This is a genomic window from Ruegeria sp. CDSA089 (assembly GCF_059612205.1).
Genome location: NZ_JBXWQD010000007.1, coordinates 91821 through 109097, shown reverse-complemented (window position 1 = coordinate 109097; position 17277 = coordinate 91821). Strand labels below are relative to the sequence as shown.

The following is a 17277-nucleotide window of genomic DNA, read 5'->3' as shown; positions in this document are numbered from 1 at the left end:
CCCGCGCATGTCCGGGTTATGACATGCACCTCCCTGTTGGACTGCCGGGCCTGATGGCCCGGCCTTTTTTTGTGGAACGGATCTGTTTGACGCCCGGCTTACATGTCCGTGACCATCCAAATTTCTGATGCGCTTGACTTCACCGCCGTTCGCGGTGCCAACTCGGCCCATCTTTTGGGGGGATGAGATTTGTCTAGTGACATTTGTGAATTGCTGAAGATTGAAAAGCCAATTTTGTCAGCGCCGATGGGGGGCGCGGCGGGCCCGGATCTGGTGGCGGCTGTCTGCAATGCGGGCGGCTATGGCGTCATCCCTTTGTGGGGAAAGCCTGCGGCGCAGGTTACAAGTGGCATTGACGCGGTGCGTGCTCTGACGGACCGGAACTTTGCGGTCAATATCAACCTTGAATTTCCGTATGAGGAACAGCTTCAGGCCTGTATCGACAAACAGGTTCACGCGGTTTCACTGTTCTGGGGGATGGAACCTGAGGCGATTTCCAAAGCCAAAACGGGCGGCTTGCTGGTGATGGCCAGCGTCGGCAACGCAACCGAGGCCAAGGCGGCGGAAGAGGCTGGCGCAGATATCATTGTCGCCCAGGGGTGGGAGGCCGGAGGCCACGTCTGGGGCCAGGTTGCCACCATGGCGTTGATCCCGTCGGTGGTGGACGCGGTTTCGGTTCCGGTTGTTGCGGCGGGGGGCATTGCGGATGGGCGCGGCATGGCGGCTGCGTTGATGCTGGGGGCTTCGGCCGTTTGGGTCGGCACCCGGTTTCTGGCCAGCGCTGAGGCCACGATCCATGACGAATACCGCCGCCGCATCCTGAACGCGACCGAGGCGCAGACCGAATGGTACTACGACCTTTATGATGTGAAATGGCCGCAAGCCCCGCATCGGGCGCTGGCCAATTCCACCGCACAAGAGTGGAAAGACGCAGGGTCCGCCGCGCCGGGCCAACGCCCCAACGAACAGGAAATTATCGGCCGCCGTCCTGATGGTGAGGCCGTGGTGCGGTACCAAAGCTATACTCCGCTGCCCGAAACACAGGGCGATGTCGAGGCAATGTCGCTTTGGTCCGGTCAAGGCGTTTCGATGGTGCGCGAGGTGATGCCCGCCGCACAGATCGTCCATGAGATATTCAACGAGGCGCAAGCCCTGCTGAATGCGGCGCCATCCCGGCTCTGACATACCGGTTTTTCCGATGGCACCCCGCCACGCACCGCGTTAACGTCGCGCCCAACCGCGACAGAGGAGTCCCCTATGCCCTTTACTCTTGCCACCTGGAACATCAACTCGGTCCGCCTGCGCGAGCCTATCGTGCTGAAATTGTTGCAGGAAGAGGCCCCAGATGTGCTGTGTCTGCAAGAGTGCAAGTCCCCGGTCGAGAAGATCCCGACCGAAGGTTTCGCCGAACTGGGCTATACCCACATGGTCGCGCGGGGGCAAAAGGGCTACAACGGCGTCGCCATCCTGTCACGCATCCCGATGGAGGAAGTGGGCGACAAGGATTTCGCCGGTCTCGGCCATGCCCGCCACATTGCAGCACGGCTGGAAAATGGCGTGACCATCCAGAACTTCTATGTCCCCGCAGGTGGCGATGTGCCCGACCGCGAGGTGAATGAAAAGTTTGGGCAAAAGCTGGATTACCTCGCCGACATGCGCGATTGGTTCCGCGCTGAAAAGCCCGAAAAATCCATTCTGGTCGGCGATCTGAACATCGCCCCACGCGAAGATGACGTGTGGTCGCACAAACAACTGCTCAAGGTTGTCTCGCACACCCCGATCGAGGTCGAGGCGCTGGCCGAGACGCAAGATGCAGGCGGTTGGGTTGATGTAACCCGTCAGGATATCCCCGAAGGGCAGCTCTATAGCTGGTGGTCCTATCGCGCGCGTGACTGGGATGCGGCGGACAAGGGGCGGCGGTTGGATCACGTCTGGGCCACGCCCGATATCTCGAACGCGGGACATTCCAGCCGCGTTCTGCGCGACGCGCGCGGATGGGAGAAACCCAGCGACCACGCCCCGGTCTTTGCCACATTCGACCTGTAATCGCGCAAGTCAGCCCTTGGTTTCTGCCTGTTGCGGTTGCATATAGGGCGCAAGTACGAACGAAAGAGTGACTGCCATGGATCTTCTGAATACCGCCCCCGACTCTGCCGCTGCCGACCTGATCAAGGAAGGGTCCGAGGCCACCTTCATGGCCGACGTCGTGGAAACCTCGCAAGAGGTACCGGTCATCGTCGATTTCTGGGCCCCGTGGTGCGGCCCGTGCAAAACGCTGGGCCCGATGCTGGAAGAGGCCGTCACCGCCGCCAAGGGCGCGGCCAAGATGGTCAAGATCAACGTGGACGAGGCGCAGATGATCGCCTCGCAAATGCGCATTCAGTCGATCCCCACGGTCTATGCCTTTTTCAAGGGTCAGCCTGTCGACGGGTTTCAGGGCGCGCTCCCGGGGTCCGAGATCAAAGCGTTCATTGACCGGGTGATCGAGGCGGCGGGTGGCGAAAGCCCCGGTGGACAGTTGGACGAAGCCGTCGCCGCAGCCGAGGAAATGCTGGCCGAGGGCGCGGCCACGGATGCCGCCCAGACCTTTGCCGCCATTCTGGGCGAAGACCCCAACCATGCCGGTGCCTATGGCGGGCTGGTGCGCGCCCATATTGCTGCGGATGATCTGGAGCAGGCCGAAGCGATCCTGAATGGCGCTGCGGCCGAGATTTCCAACGCGCCCGAATTGGAAGCCGCCCATGCGCAGTTGGAACTGGCCAAACAAGCCGCCGATGCCGGCCCCGTGGCCGAGCTGAAGGCGGCGGTTGAGGCCGACCCCGACAACCATCAGGCCCGGTTCGATCTGGCGCAGGCGCTGCACGCGAACGGGGACGTGGAAGAGGCCGTCGCGCAATTGCTGGACCTGTTTCGCCGCGATCGCGAATGGAATGACGGTGCGGCCAAGGCGCAGCTCTTCACGATTTTTGATGCGCTCAAGCCAAATGACCCGATTGTTTTGAATGGGCGGCGCAAGCTTAGTTCGATGATATTTGCCTAATTTCTGAACAGAGCTACACTCCGTTTTATGATGCATCCCGCCGACCTGCCGGAAACGGTATCCGTTTTTCCTTTGCCCGGGGCGTTGCTGCTGCCCCGTTCGCGCCTGCCGCTGCACATTTTCGAGCCGCGCTATTTGCAGATGCTGGACGATGCCCTGAAAACGCCTGAGCGGTTGATCGGAATGGTGCAGCCGAACCCCTGTCAGAGCAACGAAGCCAAACTGCATCAGATCGGTTGCGCCGGACGCGTCACGCAGTTCTCTGAAACCGAGGATGGGCGCTATCTGATCACGCTGACCGGCATTTCCCGGTTTCGTGTGAAATCTGAACTCGACGCTTTTACCCCTTATCGGCGGTGCGCGGTGTCATGGGACGGGTTCGACCGGGACTTGGGCAAAACCGAACAGGATGACGGGTTCAATCGCCCGCGCTTTTTGAATCTGTTGGAAAAATTCTTTTCGTCGCAGCATCTTTCGACCGATTGGGACATGCTGAAAGACGCGGATGATGAGTTGCTGGTAAATTCGCTGTCCATGCTGCTGGATTTCGACCCTGAAGAGAAACAAGCCCTGCTTGAGGCCCCGTGCTTACGGACCCGGCGCGAGACGTTGGTAACACTGATCGAATTCGCCATGCGCGGCGGATCGAGCGAGGAACATTTGCAATGACTGAACACGCGTTTGACCGTCACATGCTCGAGGCGCTGATTTGCCCGCAGACCCACACGACCCTGCACTATGATGCGGACAAACAAGAACTGGTGTCGAAAGCCGCCGGTCTGGCCTTTCCGATCCGCAATGGCATTCCGGTGATGCTGGTGGATGAGGCGCGCGAGCTGGACTAAATCGCGCGACCCTGCAGCAATTTGGGCAGGTCCCCGGTCAACCCGGCAGCCTCGCGCACAAAGCCGCGTCGTAGGCCTGGCAGCGATCCGACGATTCCCATCCCGATATCGCGGCCTGCACGCAGAAGCGGATTGTCGTTGGAAAACAGCTTGTTGAACACGTCTGTCGCCATCGCCAGCGAGGCCGTGTCGAAGCGCCGCCACTCCTGATAACGCTCTAACACCAGCACCGATCCGATATCCTCACCCCGTCGCCCAGCTAGGGTCAGAACCTCGGCCAATGCGCCCACATCGCGCAGACCGGCATTCAGGCCTTGCCCTGCGATTGGGTGCATACCGTGGGCGGCGTCGCCCACCAGCGCCATGCGGTCGCCGATAAAGGAATTGGCGATGGTCAAGTTCAGCGGATAGGTGAACCGGTCACCTTGCAGCCGGATGTCGCCCAGAAAATCGCCGAAGCGGGGGCGCAGAACTTGCATATAGTCGGCCTCGGACAGAGCATTGATGCGCTCGGCAGCTTCGGACCGTTCGCTCCAGACGATCGAACTGCGATTGCCAGTCAGCGGTAGGATGGCCAGCGGGCCGGGCGGCATGAAGAACTGATGCGCGATACCGTGATGGGGCAGGTCATGTTCAATCGCACACACCAGCGCGGTTTGGCCGTAATCCCACCCCGTCCGCTTGATGCCCGCGCGCGCAGCGGTGCCGCTGCGGCGGCCATCGCAGCCCACCAGCAGCCCGCCCGTCACGGTCGCGCCATCATCCAGTTTCACGGTCACGCCGGTCGCGTCAGCCTCTTGCGCGACAACCGTGCGTCCGTTGATCTGCGTGATCCGGGTCTCGTCGGCCATGGCGTCCAGAAAGGCACGACGCAGGTCGCGATCTTCGACCATGTAGCCCATCGGGCCCTCTTCGATCTCGGCATGGTCGAAATGCATGAAGAACGGCGAGGGGCCCACGCCCGCATGTCCATCCGTGACCTTGATTTCAAGCATCGGCTGGGCGTGACCAGAGACCTTATCCCACACGCCCACAGCATCCAGCAGCCGTTGCGAGGCCAGCGCCAGTGCATAGGCACGCCCGTCAAACGCAGCGTTCTTGCGGACTTTCTGGGCCAAGCTGTCGATCACGGTGACAGAATGCCCTGTTTGGGCTAGCGCCAAAGCCAAAGCCGGGCCGTTCAGCCCGCCGCCTACGATCAGGATATCGGTCTTGTGTTCCATGCCTCGCAATATGCGCGCCCTTTCGGGATTGTCCATGTGCGGTCCTGTCGCTACCGTCGCCTCATAGCAGAATTTCCAAGGGGGTAGGGATGCAGGACTGGCTGACCATGACGGCGTGTGATCTGGGGCGGGGGATCGGCATGGGCCAGATTGACCCGGTCGAGCTGACCGAGACCTATCTGACCGCCATCGACGCCCATCCCTACCGCGACCGCATCTATGCGCGCGTCACCCATGATCGCGCCCGGGCCGAGGCGAAAGCCGCGCAGGATCGCGCCGCGCTGGGTCTGCGCCGGTCGCTGCTGGACGGGGTGCCGATCAGCTGGAAAGACCTGTTCGATACCGCTGGTACCGGGACCGAGGCCGGATCAGCCCTGCTGAAAGGCCGTGTGCCGCAGGCGGACGCGGTTGTCGTGCGCAACGCCACGGCCATGGGCACGGTGTGTCTGGGCAAAACCCATATGAGCGAGTTGGCCTTCTCGGGCCTTGGTCTGAACCCCATCACCGACACACCGCCCTGCATTGATGATGTGGATGCCGTGCCGGGCGGGTCATCCTCGGGCGCGGCGGCATCGGTCGCTTGGGGCTTGGCGGCCTGTGGGATTGGGTCCGACACCGGAGGCTCGGTTCGTATTCCATCCGCATGGAACAATCTGGTGGGTCTGAAAACAACCGCAGGGCGGGTCAGCCTTGAAGGCACGGTACCACTGTGCCTGCGCTTCGACACTGTGGGCCCGCTGGCCCGGTCGGTTGAGGACGCGGCGCATATGCTAGCCCTGTTGGAAGGCGGCACACCCGCCGACCTGCGTGGCGCTGGCTTGAAAGGCCGCCGCTTTGCCGATCTGCAAAACATCGCCAAGGATGACCTGCGCGACGCTCCTCGTGCCGCCTACGACAGCGCGCTGGAGCGTCTGCGCGATGCAGGGGCCGAGATCGTGCCGCTGGAAGTGCCCGAACTGGCGGATGCGATGGCGCTGTCTGGTGTGCTTTACACGACCGAGGCCTATGGCCTGTGGCGCGATGTGATCGAAGCCAACCCGGATGCGATGTATCCAGAAATCCTCGAACGGTTCCGCACGGGCAAGAATGTCTCGGGTGCGGATTACATCGCGGCGTGGTCCAAGCTGAAGGCCTCTCGCGCTGCCTGGGATGCGGCCACATCCGGGTTTGATGCTGTTCTGGCTGCAACAGCGCCGATTCTGCCGCCCAATCTGGAGCGTTTGCTGACCGATCACGACTACTACGTCACCGAAAACCTGCTGGCCCTGCGCAACACGCGGATCGGCAACCTGATGGGTCTGGCCGCGCTGACCTTGCCGACAGGAACACCGGGCTGCGGGTTGATGATGATGGGCTATCCGGGGTCCGAGGAGGCTCTGCTACGGATCGGATCAGCGGCCGAGGCGGCATTGGCCTGAATGCCACAATCCCCTGATTCGCCGCCACTTTGTCTGGACGAAGTGGGGTGTGGCCTGTAACCTGCCTGAAAACGGGGCGATATGATCCCGAACTTGAGGCAGTAGATATGAATTTCCCCGAGCGGTTTTCGAACCTACCGGAATACGCGTTTCCGCGTCTGCGCACTCTGTTGGACCACCACCAGCCGGGCGGAGACGTGATTCACATGACTATCGGCGCTCCGATGCATGATTTCCCGGCTTGGGTGACGGATGTGATCGCTGAGAATGCCGCAGGATTTCAAGGCTATCCGCCCAACGAAGGCTCACCCGAGCTGCGTGGCGCGATCACCGACTGGATCGCGCGCCGCTATGGCGTGACGATGGACCCCGACACCAACGTGATGGCCCTGAACGGCACGCGCGAAGGGCTGTACAACGCGGCCATGGCGCTGTGCCCCGAGGAAAAACATGGTCAGAAACCGGTCATCCTGTGCCCGAACCCGTTCTATCAGGTTTATATGGTGGCCTCGATCTCGGTCGCGGCGGAACCTGTTTTTGTATCGGCCACTGCTGCCACTGGCCATCTGCCCGACTATGCAGGTCTGCCCGAGGATGTGCTGAACCGCACCGTCGCGGCCTATATCTGTTCGCCCGCCAACCCGCAGGGAGCTGTGGCCTCGCGCGACTATTGGGCTGAACTGATCGGGTTGGCTGAAAAATACGATTTCCGCATCTTCGCGGATGAATGCTATTCCGAGATCTACCGTGACGAGGCACCGGTCGGCGCGCTGACCGTCGCGCAAGAGATGGGCGCAGACCCCGAACGTGTGGTGCTGTTCAACTCACTCTCGAAGCGGTCGAACCTGGCAGGGTTGCGCTCGGGTCTGATTGCGGGCGGGCCGGATACGATCAAACAGGTCAAGCAGCTGCGCAACTATGCCGGATCGCCACTGCCCCTGCCGTTGCAGGCCGCCGCTGCACGTGTTTGGGCCGACGAAGAGCATGTCATCCAAAACCGCGCGCTTTATCAGGAAAAATACGCTATCGCGGATGAGGTGTTTGCGGGCGTGCAAGGTTACATGTCACCCGAGGCCGGGTTCTTCCTGTGGCTACCGGTCGACAACGGCGAAGAGACCGCATTGAAGCTGTGGCGTGAAACCGGGGTTCGGGTTCTGCCGGGCGCATATCTTTCCCAAGGCGATCCGGGGCAAAACCCGGGCGAGCATTTTATACGGGCCGCGCTTGTGGCTCCAAAAACAGAGTTGCAGCAGGGGCTAATCACGCTCCGCGACTGCATCTATTCGTGAGGTACGAGGGCAAAATGGCATCATTGAACGCGCGCAACCGCGATCCATTGCTGGACAGTACAACGCAAGCCGCCATTGAACGGCGCAGTAAAGAGCTGATCGGGATTGCCTTGATTCTGCTGGGGTTGGCCTCGGCGGCGATGATCTGGTCCTACACGCCGGATGATCCGAACTGGATGGTCTCGACCGATGCGCCGGTGCAGAACTGGATGGGGCGGATTGGGGCCTCGATCGCGGCGCCCTTGTTCATGATCGTGGGCTGGGGCAGCTGGAGCATTGCCTTGGTCCTGATCGGCTGGGGCGTGCGCTTTGCCGGGCATTTTGGCGAAGATCGCGCGATTGCCCGGCTGATCTTTGCGCCGATCTGGATTGCCGTCGTCTCGGTCTATGCAGCGACTTTGGTGCCCGATGAGGCTTGGCGTTCGACCCATAGTTTCGGCCTAGGAGGGCTTTTTGGCGACACGGTCATGGGCGCGTTGCTGACCCTGTTGCCGGTCGCATCGCATTTCATGGTCAAGCTGATGTCACTGGCCATGGCGCTCGGGATGCTGGCGCTGGGCGTTTTTGTTCTGGGCTTCACGCGCGACGATGTGCGCAAAGGATTCCGGGCGTTTCTGCTGGGTTTGGTTATGTCCTATGACGGGTTGATGAACCTGCTGGGTCGTGGGGCCGCCGCGACCGCGCAGGCCGCCCGTGATCGCCGCGCGCAATGGGATGAGCGCAAGGTCGCACGCGCCGAGGCCGCGGAGGCTGTGTTCGAGGATGAACTGGCCTACGCCGACCCGGTCTTTGACGAACCGCCGCTAACCGCGCCCGAGCCCGCGAAATCGGGCCTGCTGTCACGCATCCCCGATCTGATCCGCCGCCCCGATCCGATGCCCGAGCCCGAACTCATTGACCGGGAATCTCTGGTCGATGTTGACGAGATGCCGGGCGAGGACCGCATCCGGTCGAAGATTTCCGCCGCTGTGCGCAACCGCAAGGTCGCCGCGGGTGAGATGGCGCCCGAACATGACCCGAACCTGCCGCTGACCAAGGGGCGGGGGCGTGGGCCTGATCCGTTGATCCTGAACTCTGGTGCGGGAGAATTGCCGCCGGAACCGCCGATGACTTCGACTGGTTTGCCGCCCGAGCCGACGCTGACTGCAGAACCGACCGAATGGCAGGAGCCCTTACATCAGGACTTCGCGCCCGAGCCGGATTATGACGACGCCGTATTCGAGGACACGCCCGAGCCTGCGCTGCAGTCTCGGCCCGCGATGAAAATCCCCGTGGCGGAGCCGCGCAAACCGGTTGTCGCGCAACCTGTGCGCCGCGCGCCTCAGCCTTCGCGCCGCGCGCAGGCCGAAGCGCAGCCTGCGCTGTCGTTCGAGGACAAGCATTCCGATTTCGAATTGCCGCCTTTGGGCCTGCTGGCCAACCCGGCGAACATTCAGCGCCATCATCTCAGCGATGAAGCGTTGGAGGAAAACGCCCGGATGCTGGAAAACGTTCTGGATGACTATGGCGTCAAGGGTGAGATCGTCAGTGTTCGCCCCGGCCCCGTTGTCACTATGTACGAACTGGAGCCCGCGCCCGGCCTGAAAGCCAGTCGTGTGATCGGTCTGGCCGACGATATCGCACGCTCGATGTCGGCGCTGTCGGCACGGGTTTCGACCCTACCGGGGCGCTCGGTCATCGGCATCGAACTGCCTAATGAAAACCGTGAGATGGTGGTGCTGCGTGAAATCCTTGCCAGCCGTGATTTCGGCGACGGCAACCACGCGTTGCCGCTGGCTTTGGGTAAGGATATCGGCGGCGAGTCCGTTGTGGCAAACCTTGCCAAGATGCCTCACCTGCTGATCGCAGGGACCACGGGGTCCGGTAAGTCGGTGGCGATCAACACGATGATCCTGTCGCTGCTCTATAAGTTGACGCCTGATGAATGCCGCCTGATCATGATCGACCCCAAGATGCTGGAACTGTCTGTTTATGACGGCATCCCGCATCTGCTGTCGCCCGTTGTGACTGACCCGAAAAAGGCGGTTGTCGCCCTGAAATGGGTCGTGGGCGAGATGGAGGACCGCTATCGCAAGATGTCCAAAATGGGCGTGCGCAATATCGCGGGCTATAATGGCCGTGTGAAGGATGCGTTGGCCAAGGGCGAGATGTTCAGCCGCACGGTCCAAACGGGCTTTGACGACGAGACCGGAGAACCCACCTTCGAGACCGAAGAATTCGCACCCGAGGCGATGCCCTATATCGTCGTTATCGTCGACGAGATGGCCGACCTGATGATGGTCGCGGGCAAAGAGATCGAGGCGTGTATTCAACGTCTGGCGCAGATGGCGCGGGCCTCGGGTATTCACCTGATCATGGCGACGCAGCGGCCTTCGGTTGATGTGATCACCGGCACGATCAAGGCAAACTTCCCCACCCGGATCTCGTTCCAGGTGACCTCGAAAGTTGACAGCCGCACCATTTTGGGCGAGATGGGTGCCGAGCAACTGCTGGGGCAGGGCGACATGCTCTATATGGCCGGCGGGGCCAAGATCACCCGTTGCCACGGCCCGTTCGTGTCGGACGAAGAGGTCGAAGAAATCGTCAACCACCTGAAACAGTTCGGCCCGCCCGATTACATGAGCGGTGTCGTCGATGGTCCGGCCGAGGAAAAGGCCGACAATATCGATGCAGTTCTTGGCCTGAATACCGGTGGCAACACCAATGGCGAGGACGCTCTCTATGATCAGGCTGTGGCGATTGTGATCAAGGATCGCAAGTGCTCGACCTCTTATATCCAGCGGAAACTTGCCATCGGTTACAACAAAGCCGCGCGTCTGGTTGAGCAGATGGAGGACGAAGGCGTTGTTTCCGCTGCCAATCACGTCGGAAAGCGCGAAATCCTCGTCCCCGAGCAATAGGATATTTAATAACAAGGGCAGAAGGCCTATCTGTGCCTCATGAAACAGATTGCTTTTGCCCTTGCTTTGACATTGTCCGCACCCGCCGCGTGGGCGGCGGACAAGCTGCCGCTATCGCAGATATCAAACTACCTGAACGAGCTGAAAACCGTTGAGACCACGTTCACGCAGATCAACGATGATGGCTCGCTCAGCACCGGGAAATTGTGGATCGAACGCCCTGGCAAGATGCGGTTCGAATATGATCCGCCCAACAGCGCAGTGGTACTGGCGCGGGCTGGAACCGTTCAGATATTTGATCCCAAGTCCAACCAGCCGGCTGAGCAATATCCACTAAAACGTACGCCCCTGTCGCTGGTGCTGGCGCGGAATGTGAATCTGGGACAGGCCAATATGGTGGTCGGTCACGATTTTGACGGTACCGCCACGGTCGTGACGGCGCAGGATCCCAAGAACCCGGATTCGGGTCGGATCGAGCTGATGTTTACCGGTGATCCGGTCGAACTGCGCAAATGGGTGATCCACGATAACGCAGGCAGCCAAACGACCGTTCTGCTGGGTCAGCTGGAAACTGATGGCAAGCTGAACAGCGACCTGTTCACGAAAAGGACGCGGAGCGGGTCAGGCGATCGCTGACCCGCTGGGCTGTTAAATTCGGCAGCCCGCCAGCTGTGCCTGATAGAGTTTGGCGCGCGCGTCCACATCATTGGCCACGTTCAACAACCATGTTTTGCTGTAATGGCTCCCACGAGCGTAGCCGGTATGGCCTTCGTGATAGGCCAGATACTGGTTGCGGGTGTCATGCAGCTGGATGCCGTTGCGCTGGTTGGTTTTGTTCATGTACCAACCGATGAAATCCGACGCGTCGCGGATACGGTCGCGCTTGGCGCGGCGCTTGCCGGTTTCGCGCTGGTATTCCTCCCACGTGCCGTCCAAAGCTTGACTGAACCCATAGGCGCTGCTTTGACGGCCCATCGGGATGACACCCAACACGTATTTATGCGGGGTGCGCGCATCGTGGCGATAGCGGCTTTCCTGATAGATCGTCGCCATCTGAACGTGGACGGGGACACCCCATTTCCGCTCGGTGCTTTTGAAGGCTTTGATAAAATCAGGACGTTCACGCGCAATGCTGCACGCGTCATTTAGCTTGCTGGGCGGCTGTTTGGAGCCACCACTACAGGATGCCAAAAGCAGCACCCCGAAGAGTACGATAAGAATTCTGCTCATGTGCCTCGTGCCTTTTTTGTTTATTCTAGCGCAGATTGAGCCTTTAGGAAATCACAATCGCTACAACACAATAGCTAGAATTAAAGGCAACGCGCCCACAGACAGGACAGTTGACACCATAACCAGGCCTGCGACGGCGTCTGCGTCCGCTTCGAACCGTTCGGCCAGCAGGTACGAGGTCACAGCCACCGGGGTGCACATTTGCAGGACCAGAACGCCAAACGCGACGCTATCCAGGTCAAATGCCAGCGCGATGCCCCAGCCCAGCCCAAAGCACACCGCCAGTTTCAGCGCAGACAGCCAAAGCGCCTGTCCCAAACTGCGCGAGGTCAGCCGCGCGATCGCCACGCCCAGCGTGATCAGCATCAGGGGGATGGCCATTTGCCCAAGCAGGTCCAGCGTATTGGTCAGGAAAACGGGCGTTTCCCAATCGCGCCACAGGAACAGGGCACCCAGCAGGGTGGCCCAGACCATCGGTTCGCGCGCGGCTTTGCCGAACGCACCTTTGCCCGCCACAAGATAGATCCCATAGGTAAAGGAAAAGAGCGCCGTTACAGCCAGAAAAACCACCGCAAATCCCAGCCCCGCCTGCCCAAAGGCAAAGATGCACAGCGGCACCCCCAGATTGCCTGTGTTGCCAAAGATCAGCGGGGCCAGAAATGTGCGGCGATCCAAGCCGCTGAGCCGCACGAACAGGCCAAAGGCCACCGCAAGCACCACATGTCCGGTGATGGCCGCCAACGTGAACCGCGTCAACTCGGTGGCTGTGATCTCGGTCTGCATCAGGGCGACAAAGATCAGACAGGGCACCGCCAGCGTAACGCCCAGACGGGTCACAAATTGCAACCGGTATTCGAACCCCAGCTTGACCCACGCAAATCCGATCCCGGCCAAAAGAAAGACCGGAGCCGCAATTTCGAACACTGTTAGTAGAAGGTTCACAGACTGTTTCCCTTAAAATCCGATCATTGATTGGCATTTCCGCCGGGAAAAGAGTAGTAAGTTCTTTGGGGGCTGAAGATATGCTGAAGACACATGCCAAGTACAAATTGGGCCAGGTGGTCCGTCACAAGAAACATCCCTTCCGAGGGGTGATTTTTGACGTGGACCCGGAATTCTCGAACACCGAAGAATGGTATCAGGCCATCCCCGAAGATAGCCGCCCGATCAAGGATCAGCCGTTCTATCATTTGTTGGCCGAAAACGACCAATCCTTCTATGTTGCTTATGTTTCTGAACAAAATCTGGTTGCCGATCAGTCCGGCGAGCCGGTGGAACATCCTGATATTCCAGACATGTTCGGCCCGTTTGAAAACGGCGCATACCCGCTGCATTTCCACCTAAACTGATCGGCGCATCGTGCGCGTTCAGGATCAGTAGCCAAGAGCGCAACCGTCTTTTCGGGGGTCGCTGGCACCTTCCAGAACACCGTCATCGCGGATTCGGATAGCCTGCGCTCCACCCAGTGGCGTTTCCGGGATTTGAACGTTGTGGCCCAGATCTGACAATTGTTGCACGACGCTGGGCGGAATTCCGCGTTCCAGTTTCATAACGTTTCCATCGGCGAAGGCGCGCGGGGCGTCGATGCTGTCCTGCAATCCCAACCCGTGATCCGTCAGGTTGGACAACAGGCGTGCGTGTCCGGTGGGTTGAAACGATCCGCCCATTACGCCGAATGGCATGGTGATGCGGTCGTTCTGTTTCAGCATACCGGGAATGATTGTGTGCATCGGGCGCTTGCCCGGCCCCATCTCATTCGGATGTCCGGCCTGCAAGGTAAAGCCAGCGCCCCGGTTTTGAAGCAGTATCCCGTATTTCGGTGAGGCGATGCCCGACCCAAAACTGTGAAAGATCGAATAGATCAGAGACACGGCCATCCGATCCCGATCGACGACGGTAATATAAACCGTATCCTTGTGGATCGCCTCGGTCAGCGGAGCGGCGGCTGGCATCGCCCGCTTAGGATCGATCAGGGCGGCGAGCTGATCTGCCAGCGCCTGATCGGTGAACTTTTCAGCCTGCGTGGCGTGATCAGGATCGGCGATAAAGCGATTACGCGCGTCATAGGCCACTTTTGAGGCCTCGGCCTCGATATGAATACGTTCCGCGCTGAACGGTTCCATCCCGGAAAGGTCGAAATTTTTCAGGATATTTAACAACAAAAGCGCCGTCGCCCCCTGACCGTTGGGGGGGTGTTCGTACATCTCGACACCGTTGTAGCTGCTGTTGACTGGTAGGGTGACGGTACATTGGGTGGTCCGAAAATCTTCGATCGTGTGAACACCGCCCAATTGCGACAGTGCGGCAACCATGTCCTCGGCAATGTCGCCGGTATAAAACGCATCGCGCCCGTGTTGTGCGATTTGGCGTAGAACTTCTGCCTGACCCGGAGAGCGGAAGATTTGCCCCGTTTTGGGGACCTTGCCGTCGATCAGGTAGTGATCTCGCGCGGACCCTTGCAGCGTGGCTGCTCCAATATTCCAGTCCAAAGCCACGCGCGGGGCCACAGGCACGCCGGTATCCGCATAGTGGATGGCAGGGCTAAGGACCGAATCCAACCCGATCCGGCCCTCGGTTTCGGCCAGGTGGCAAAAGGCATCGACCGCGCCTGGTATTGTCACCGCCTCGGGCGAGGTCAGGGGAACCGCATGCAGACCCTGTGAGCGCAAGGCGTCCGCATTGGCCATCGCGGGAGCGCGGCCTGATCCGTTAAGGGCGCGGATTTTGGTTTCGCCAGCACGGTTGAACAGGACAAAGCAATCTCCGCCCAATCCGGTCATCTGTGGCTCGCACAGTCCCAGCAGAACTGCGCCCGCAATCGCGGCATCCATCGCATTACCGCCCTGTTCCAGAATGCTTATCGCAACTTGCGCAGCCAGCGGGTGCGATGTTGCGCACATGCCTTCCGTTGACAGGACTTCGGACCGACCCGGAACGTGAAAATCGCGCATAACAGTATTCCCCAACATCTCGCGCCGAAGGTATCGCGCGTCGATCTATTGTCCAGTCAAATCAAGGGGAAATTCCTCGGCGCCGTTCACTGGGTGGGGGCTGTGACACTTGGCGCCGAGGGAAGCTATCTGAGCTACAGGTAAATGTATGACCCTGATTTGCGGCGCGACAATGGTTCGATTTGGGCGTTATTGTGACCTTTTACCTTTCACTCGGCGTCCGGGAAATCAAAGCGCAGGGACAGCCAGTTGCAGCCGTTGCTGCGCTCATACCGGATATCGCTGGTCAATTCATGGATCAGGAACCAGCCAAATCCGCCCTCGGGCAGTTCGTCGCGCGATGACCCCAGCGCCGCCGGCATGCCTTCGGGCACCCGAAATCCGGGCAGAGGGTTGCCGGTGTCCGAAATCAGTATTTCAAGCCAGTCTTGGTTCAGCCGACACCGCACCTTGACCTGAGCGGGTGTGACCCCGGCATAGGCATGCTCGACCACGTTGTTGATTGCCTCGGCTAGCGCGATTTTTACGTCCCCCGCCTTGTGCGCGGGCAGGCCTTGCGCTTTCAGGCAGGCGCTGAGCTGAGCGATGCCCGCGCTGGCATCGGACGCTGTGGCTGAGAACTGAAGATCCAGGCAGTTACCGGTACACATGGGCAGGGCGCTTATTCATTCGATCTGCGGGCTCAGTCGGCGGCGGACGCAAGCGCGTCGCCCAGCGTCGGGTATAGCTTGAAAACCGTGTCCATACGGGTCAGGCGAAAAACCTTTTCGACAAAGGGGTGCAACCCCGCCAGATCCAGCCTGCGATCACTGCCAAGCTGTTTCATGGCGGCGACGATCGCCCCGAGACCGCTGGAGTCGATGAATTCCACCCTCGTCAGATCTAGCACCACCCGCGCAGCACCGCCTTCGGCCTCTTGCCGCATCTCTTCCTTGAACTGGATGGCCATGGCGGCGTCGATCCGGTCGGAATGCACCGTGATAATCTGGGCCGAGTCGGTTGTTTTGCTGGTCAGGCTCATGCGCGCCGGTCCTCTGAATTGCAAATCATGCGTAGAAATACGCTAGACGCCAATTCTTACCATTCGGTATCCATCCATACGGAAAAGCAGAAAAGGAGCCTCCCGATGAAGCAAGTTGTAATCGCAGGTGCAGCACGGACCCCGATGGGTGGGTTTCAAGGGATGTTCGATGGCGTCAGCGCCGCTGATCTGGGCGGAACGGCAATCCGCGCCGCCTTGCAGGGCGCCGGGGCCGATACTGCGGACGAGGTGCTGATGGGCTGCGTCCTGCCCGCGGGTCAGGGCCAAGCCCCTGCGCGGCAGGCAGGTTTCGCCGCCGGTCTGGGTGAAGAGGTTCCCGCGACCACCCTCAACAAGATGTGCGGGTCGGGAATGAAGGCTGCGATGATGGCCTATGACCAGATCGCCTTGGGGCACGCAGACACGATGGTTGCTGGCGGGATGGAGAGCATGACCAACGCCCCATATCTGTTGCCCAAAATGCGCGGCGGCGCCCGGATCGGCCATGGGCAGGTGGTTGACCACATGTTTTTGGACGGGCTCGAGGACGCCTATGACAAGGGGCGTTTGATGGGTACCTTCGCCGAGGATTGTGCCGAGGCCTATCAGTTCACCCGCGAGGCACAGGATGACTACGCGCTGCAGTCTCTGTCGAACGCGCTGGAGGCACAAGAAACCGGCGCCTTTGCGGATGAGATCACGCCTGTTACCCTGAAAACGCGCAAAGGGGACGTCACACAATCCACCGACGAGCAACCTCTTTCGGCCCGGCCCGAGAAAATCCCGACCCTGAAACCGGCCTTCCGCAAGGATGGAACGGTGACAGCGGCCAATGCCTCGTCGATCTCGGACGGGGCTGCGGCCTTGGTGCTGGCGTCGGAGGAAGCCGCCCAGGCGCAAGCCCTGACCATCCGCGCCCGTATTCTGGGCCATGCCAGCCACGCACAGGCCCCCGGCCTGTTTACGACTGCCCCGGTGCCTGCCGCGCAAAAACTGCTGACGCAGATCGGTTGGACCACTGATGATGTGGACCTGTGGGAGGTGAACGAGGCCTTCGCCGTCGTGCCCATGGCCTTCATGCACGAAATGGGTTTGCCGCGCGACAAGGTGAACGTGAATGGCGGCGCGTGCGCTCTGGGCCATCCCATCGGCGCATCCGGCGCGCGGATCATGGTCACATTGCTGAATGCGCTCGAGAAACGAAACCTCAAACGCGGCGTTGCGGCCATCTGCATCGGGGGTGGCGAAGGCACCGCCATTGCCATAGAACGCGTTTGACCATTCTTCTTGTTTCAAATACGGCGGAGGTGAATTGAGCCACTGGCTCATGAGGGGGCAGCGCCCCCTGATACCCTTGCCT

17 protein-coding genes are annotated in these 17277 nt (G+C 60.4%); 11 read left to right on the top strand and 6 right to left on the bottom strand.

Features of this window, described 5'->3' with window-relative positions:
- Positions 1–189: 189 nt before the first annotated feature.
- The 5 genes from AC2FJ6_RS16740 to AC2FJ6_RS16720 all read left to right on the top strand — a co-directional run bounded on the left by AC2FJ6_RS16740 (position 190) and on the right by AC2FJ6_RS16720 (position 3885).
- Positions 190–1182 carry an NAD(P)H-dependent flavin oxidoreductase gene (locus tag AC2FJ6_RS16740; protein WP_496669555.1) on the top strand — a complete coding sequence of 331 codons (993 nt, stop codon included), beginning with the start codon at positions 190–192 and terminating at the stop codon, positions 1180–1182.
- A 75-nt stretch (positions 1183–1257) separates the two neighbouring features.
- Positions 1258–2046 (top strand): exodeoxyribonuclease III, encoded by a 789-nt coding sequence (locus AC2FJ6_RS16735; protein WP_170355384.1) that lies wholly within the window; start codon positions 1258–1260, stop codon positions 2044–2046.
- A gap of 76 nt (positions 2047–2122) precedes the next feature.
- Positions 2123–3040 (top strand): thioredoxin, encoded by a 918-nt coding sequence (gene trxA / locus AC2FJ6_RS16730; RefSeq protein WP_170774801.1) that lies wholly within the window; start codon positions 2123–2125, stop codon positions 3038–3040.
- Between the two features lie 27 nt (positions 3041–3067).
- On the top strand, positions 3068–3709 hold the full coding sequence (locus AC2FJ6_RS16725) for an LON peptidase substrate-binding domain-containing protein (RefSeq protein WP_496669553.1): 642 nt from the start codon (positions 3068–3070) through the stop codon (positions 3707–3709).
- Entirely contained in the window at positions 3706–3885 is a 180-nt protein-coding gene (locus AC2FJ6_RS16720) for a Trm112 family protein (protein ID WP_170355381.1), read from the top strand. Before AC2FJ6_RS16725 ends, AC2FJ6_RS16720 begins: the two co-directional genes overlap by 4 nt.
- On the opposite strand, the gene AC2FJ6_RS16715 is transcribed toward AC2FJ6_RS16720, so the two are convergent.
- Complete coding sequence (locus AC2FJ6_RS16715; RefSeq protein ID WP_496669551.1) at positions 3882–5144, bottom strand: FAD-dependent monooxygenase; 1263 nt, start codon at positions 5142–5144, stop codon at positions 3882–3884. The two genes, AC2FJ6_RS16720 and AC2FJ6_RS16715, sit on opposite strands and share 4 nt — an antisense overlap.
- Before the next feature lie 53 nt (positions 5145–5197).
- Here AC2FJ6_RS16715 and AC2FJ6_RS16710 point away from each other — a divergent pair, with 53 nt between their 5' ends.
- The 4 genes from AC2FJ6_RS16710 (at position 5198) to AC2FJ6_RS16695 (ending at position 11351) form a co-directional block, all read left to right on the top strand.
- Positions 5198–6526 carry an amidase gene (locus tag AC2FJ6_RS16710; RefSeq protein ID WP_170774798.1) on the top strand — a complete coding sequence of 443 codons (1329 nt, stop codon included), beginning with the start codon at positions 5198–5200 and terminating at the stop codon, positions 6524–6526.
- 107 nt (positions 6527–6633) lie between these two features.
- Positions 6634–7815: an aminotransferase class I/II-fold pyridoxal phosphate-dependent enzyme gene (locus AC2FJ6_RS16705; protein WP_170774796.1), complete on the top strand. Its 1182-nt coding sequence runs from the start codon at positions 6634–6636 to the stop codon at positions 7813–7815.
- Positions 7816–7829: 14 nt separating this feature from the next.
- On the top strand, positions 7830–10715 hold the full coding sequence (locus tag AC2FJ6_RS16700; protein WP_170774794.1) for a DNA translocase FtsK: 2886 nt from the start codon (positions 7830–7832) through the stop codon (positions 10713–10715).
- 39 nt (positions 10716–10754) lie between these two features.
- Complete coding sequence (locus tag AC2FJ6_RS16695; RefSeq protein ID WP_170774792.1) at positions 10755–11351, top strand: LolA family protein; 597 nt, start codon at positions 10755–10757, stop codon at positions 11349–11351.
- Positions 11352–11363: 12 nt separating this feature from the next.
- Here the strand turns inward: AC2FJ6_RS16695 and AC2FJ6_RS16690 are convergent, their stop codons facing one another.
- Complete coding sequence (locus AC2FJ6_RS16690) at positions 11364–11945, bottom strand: transglycosylase SLT domain-containing protein (protein ID WP_170774790.1); 582 nt, start codon at positions 11943–11945, stop codon at positions 11364–11366.
- A gap of 60 nt (positions 11946–12005) precedes the next feature.
- Positions 12006–12887, bottom strand: a complete 882-nt coding sequence (locus AC2FJ6_RS16685; protein ID WP_170774788.1) for an AEC family transporter — start codon at positions 12885–12887, stop codon at positions 12006–12008.
- An 80-nt stretch (positions 12888–12967) separates the two neighbouring features.
- Here AC2FJ6_RS16685 and hspQ point away from each other — a divergent pair, with 80 nt between their 5' ends.
- Complete coding sequence (gene hspQ / locus AC2FJ6_RS16680; RefSeq protein WP_170774786.1) at positions 12968–13294, top strand: heat shock protein HspQ; 327 nt, start codon at positions 12968–12970, stop codon at positions 13292–13294.
- A gap of 24 nt (positions 13295–13318) precedes the next feature.
- Here hspQ and ggt read toward each other — a convergent pair whose 3' ends face one another.
- The 3 genes from ggt to AC2FJ6_RS16665 form a co-directional block, all read right to left on the bottom strand.
- Positions 13319–14896 (bottom strand): gamma-glutamyltransferase, encoded by a 1578-nt coding sequence (gene ggt / locus AC2FJ6_RS16675; protein WP_170774784.1) that lies wholly within the window; start codon positions 14894–14896, stop codon positions 13319–13321.
- 209 nt (positions 14897–15105) lie between these two features.
- Positions 15106–15546: an ATP-binding protein gene (locus AC2FJ6_RS16670; RefSeq protein WP_170774781.1), complete on the bottom strand. Its 441-nt coding sequence runs from the start codon at positions 15544–15546 to the stop codon at positions 15106–15108.
- Positions 15547–15578: 32 nt separating this feature from the next.
- Positions 15579–15917 (bottom strand): STAS domain-containing protein, encoded by a 339-nt coding sequence (locus tag AC2FJ6_RS16665; protein WP_170774779.1) that lies wholly within the window; start codon positions 15915–15917, stop codon positions 15579–15581.
- A 105-nt stretch (positions 15918–16022) separates the two neighbouring features.
- Between AC2FJ6_RS16665 and AC2FJ6_RS16660 the strand changes: the two genes are divergently transcribed.
- Positions 16023–17195, top strand: coding sequence for an acetyl-CoA C-acyltransferase (locus tag AC2FJ6_RS16660; protein WP_170774776.1), 1173 nt, complete (start codon positions 16023–16025; stop codon positions 17193–17195).
- Positions 17196–17277: the final 82 nt, after the last annotated feature.

Bases quoted from the DNA above. Each gene is read 5' to 3' on its own strand.
- AC2FJ6_RS16735 (WP_170355384.1), top strand. From the start codon at position 1,258: ATGCCCTTTACTCTTGCCACCTGGAACATCAACTCGGTCCGCCTGCGC.
- trxA (WP_170774801.1), top strand. From the start codon at position 2,123: ATGGATCTTCTGAATACCGCCCCCGACTCTGCCGCTGCCGACCTGATC.
- AC2FJ6_RS16725 (WP_496669553.1), top strand. From the start codon at position 3,068: ATGATGCATCCCGCCGACCTGCCGGAAACGGTATCCGTTTTTCCTTTG.
- AC2FJ6_RS16720 (WP_170355381.1), top strand. From the start codon at position 3,706: ATGACTGAACACGCGTTTGACCGTCACATGCTCGAGGCGCTGATTTGC.
- AC2FJ6_RS16715 (WP_496669551.1), bottom strand. From the start codon at position 5,144: ATGGACAATCCCGAAAGGGCGCGCATATTGCGAGGCATGGAACACAAG.
- AC2FJ6_RS16710 (WP_170774798.1), top strand. From the start codon at position 5,198: ATGCAGGACTGGCTGACCATGACGGCGTGTGATCTGGGGCGGGGGATC.
- AC2FJ6_RS16705 (WP_170774796.1), top strand. From the start codon at position 6,634: ATGAATTTCCCCGAGCGGTTTTCGAACCTACCGGAATACGCGTTTCCG.
- AC2FJ6_RS16700 (WP_170774794.1), top strand. From the start codon at position 7,830: ATGGCATCATTGAACGCGCGCAACCGCGATCCATTGCTGGACAGTACA.
- AC2FJ6_RS16695 (WP_170774792.1), top strand. From the start codon at position 10,755: ATGAAACAGATTGCTTTTGCCCTTGCTTTGACATTGTCCGCACCCGCC.
- AC2FJ6_RS16690 (WP_170774790.1), bottom strand. From the start codon at position 11,945: ATGAGCAGAATTCTTATCGTACTCTTCGGGGTGCTGCTTTTGGCATCC.
- hspQ (WP_170774786.1), top strand. From the start codon at position 12,968: ATGCTGAAGACACATGCCAAGTACAAATTGGGCCAGGTGGTCCGTCAC.
- ggt (WP_170774784.1), bottom strand. From the start codon at position 14,896: ATGCGCGATTTTCACGTTCCGGGTCGGTCCGAAGTCCTGTCAACGGAA.
- AC2FJ6_RS16670 (WP_170774781.1), bottom strand. From the start codon at position 15,546: ATGTGTACCGGTAACTGCCTGGATCTTCAGTTCTCAGCCACAGCGTCC.
- AC2FJ6_RS16665 (WP_170774779.1), bottom strand. From the start codon at position 15,917: ATGAGCCTGACCAGCAAAACAACCGACTCGGCCCAGATTATCACGGTG.
- AC2FJ6_RS16660 (WP_170774776.1), top strand. From the start codon at position 16,023: ATGAAGCAAGTTGTAATCGCAGGTGCAGCACGGACCCCGATGGGTGGG.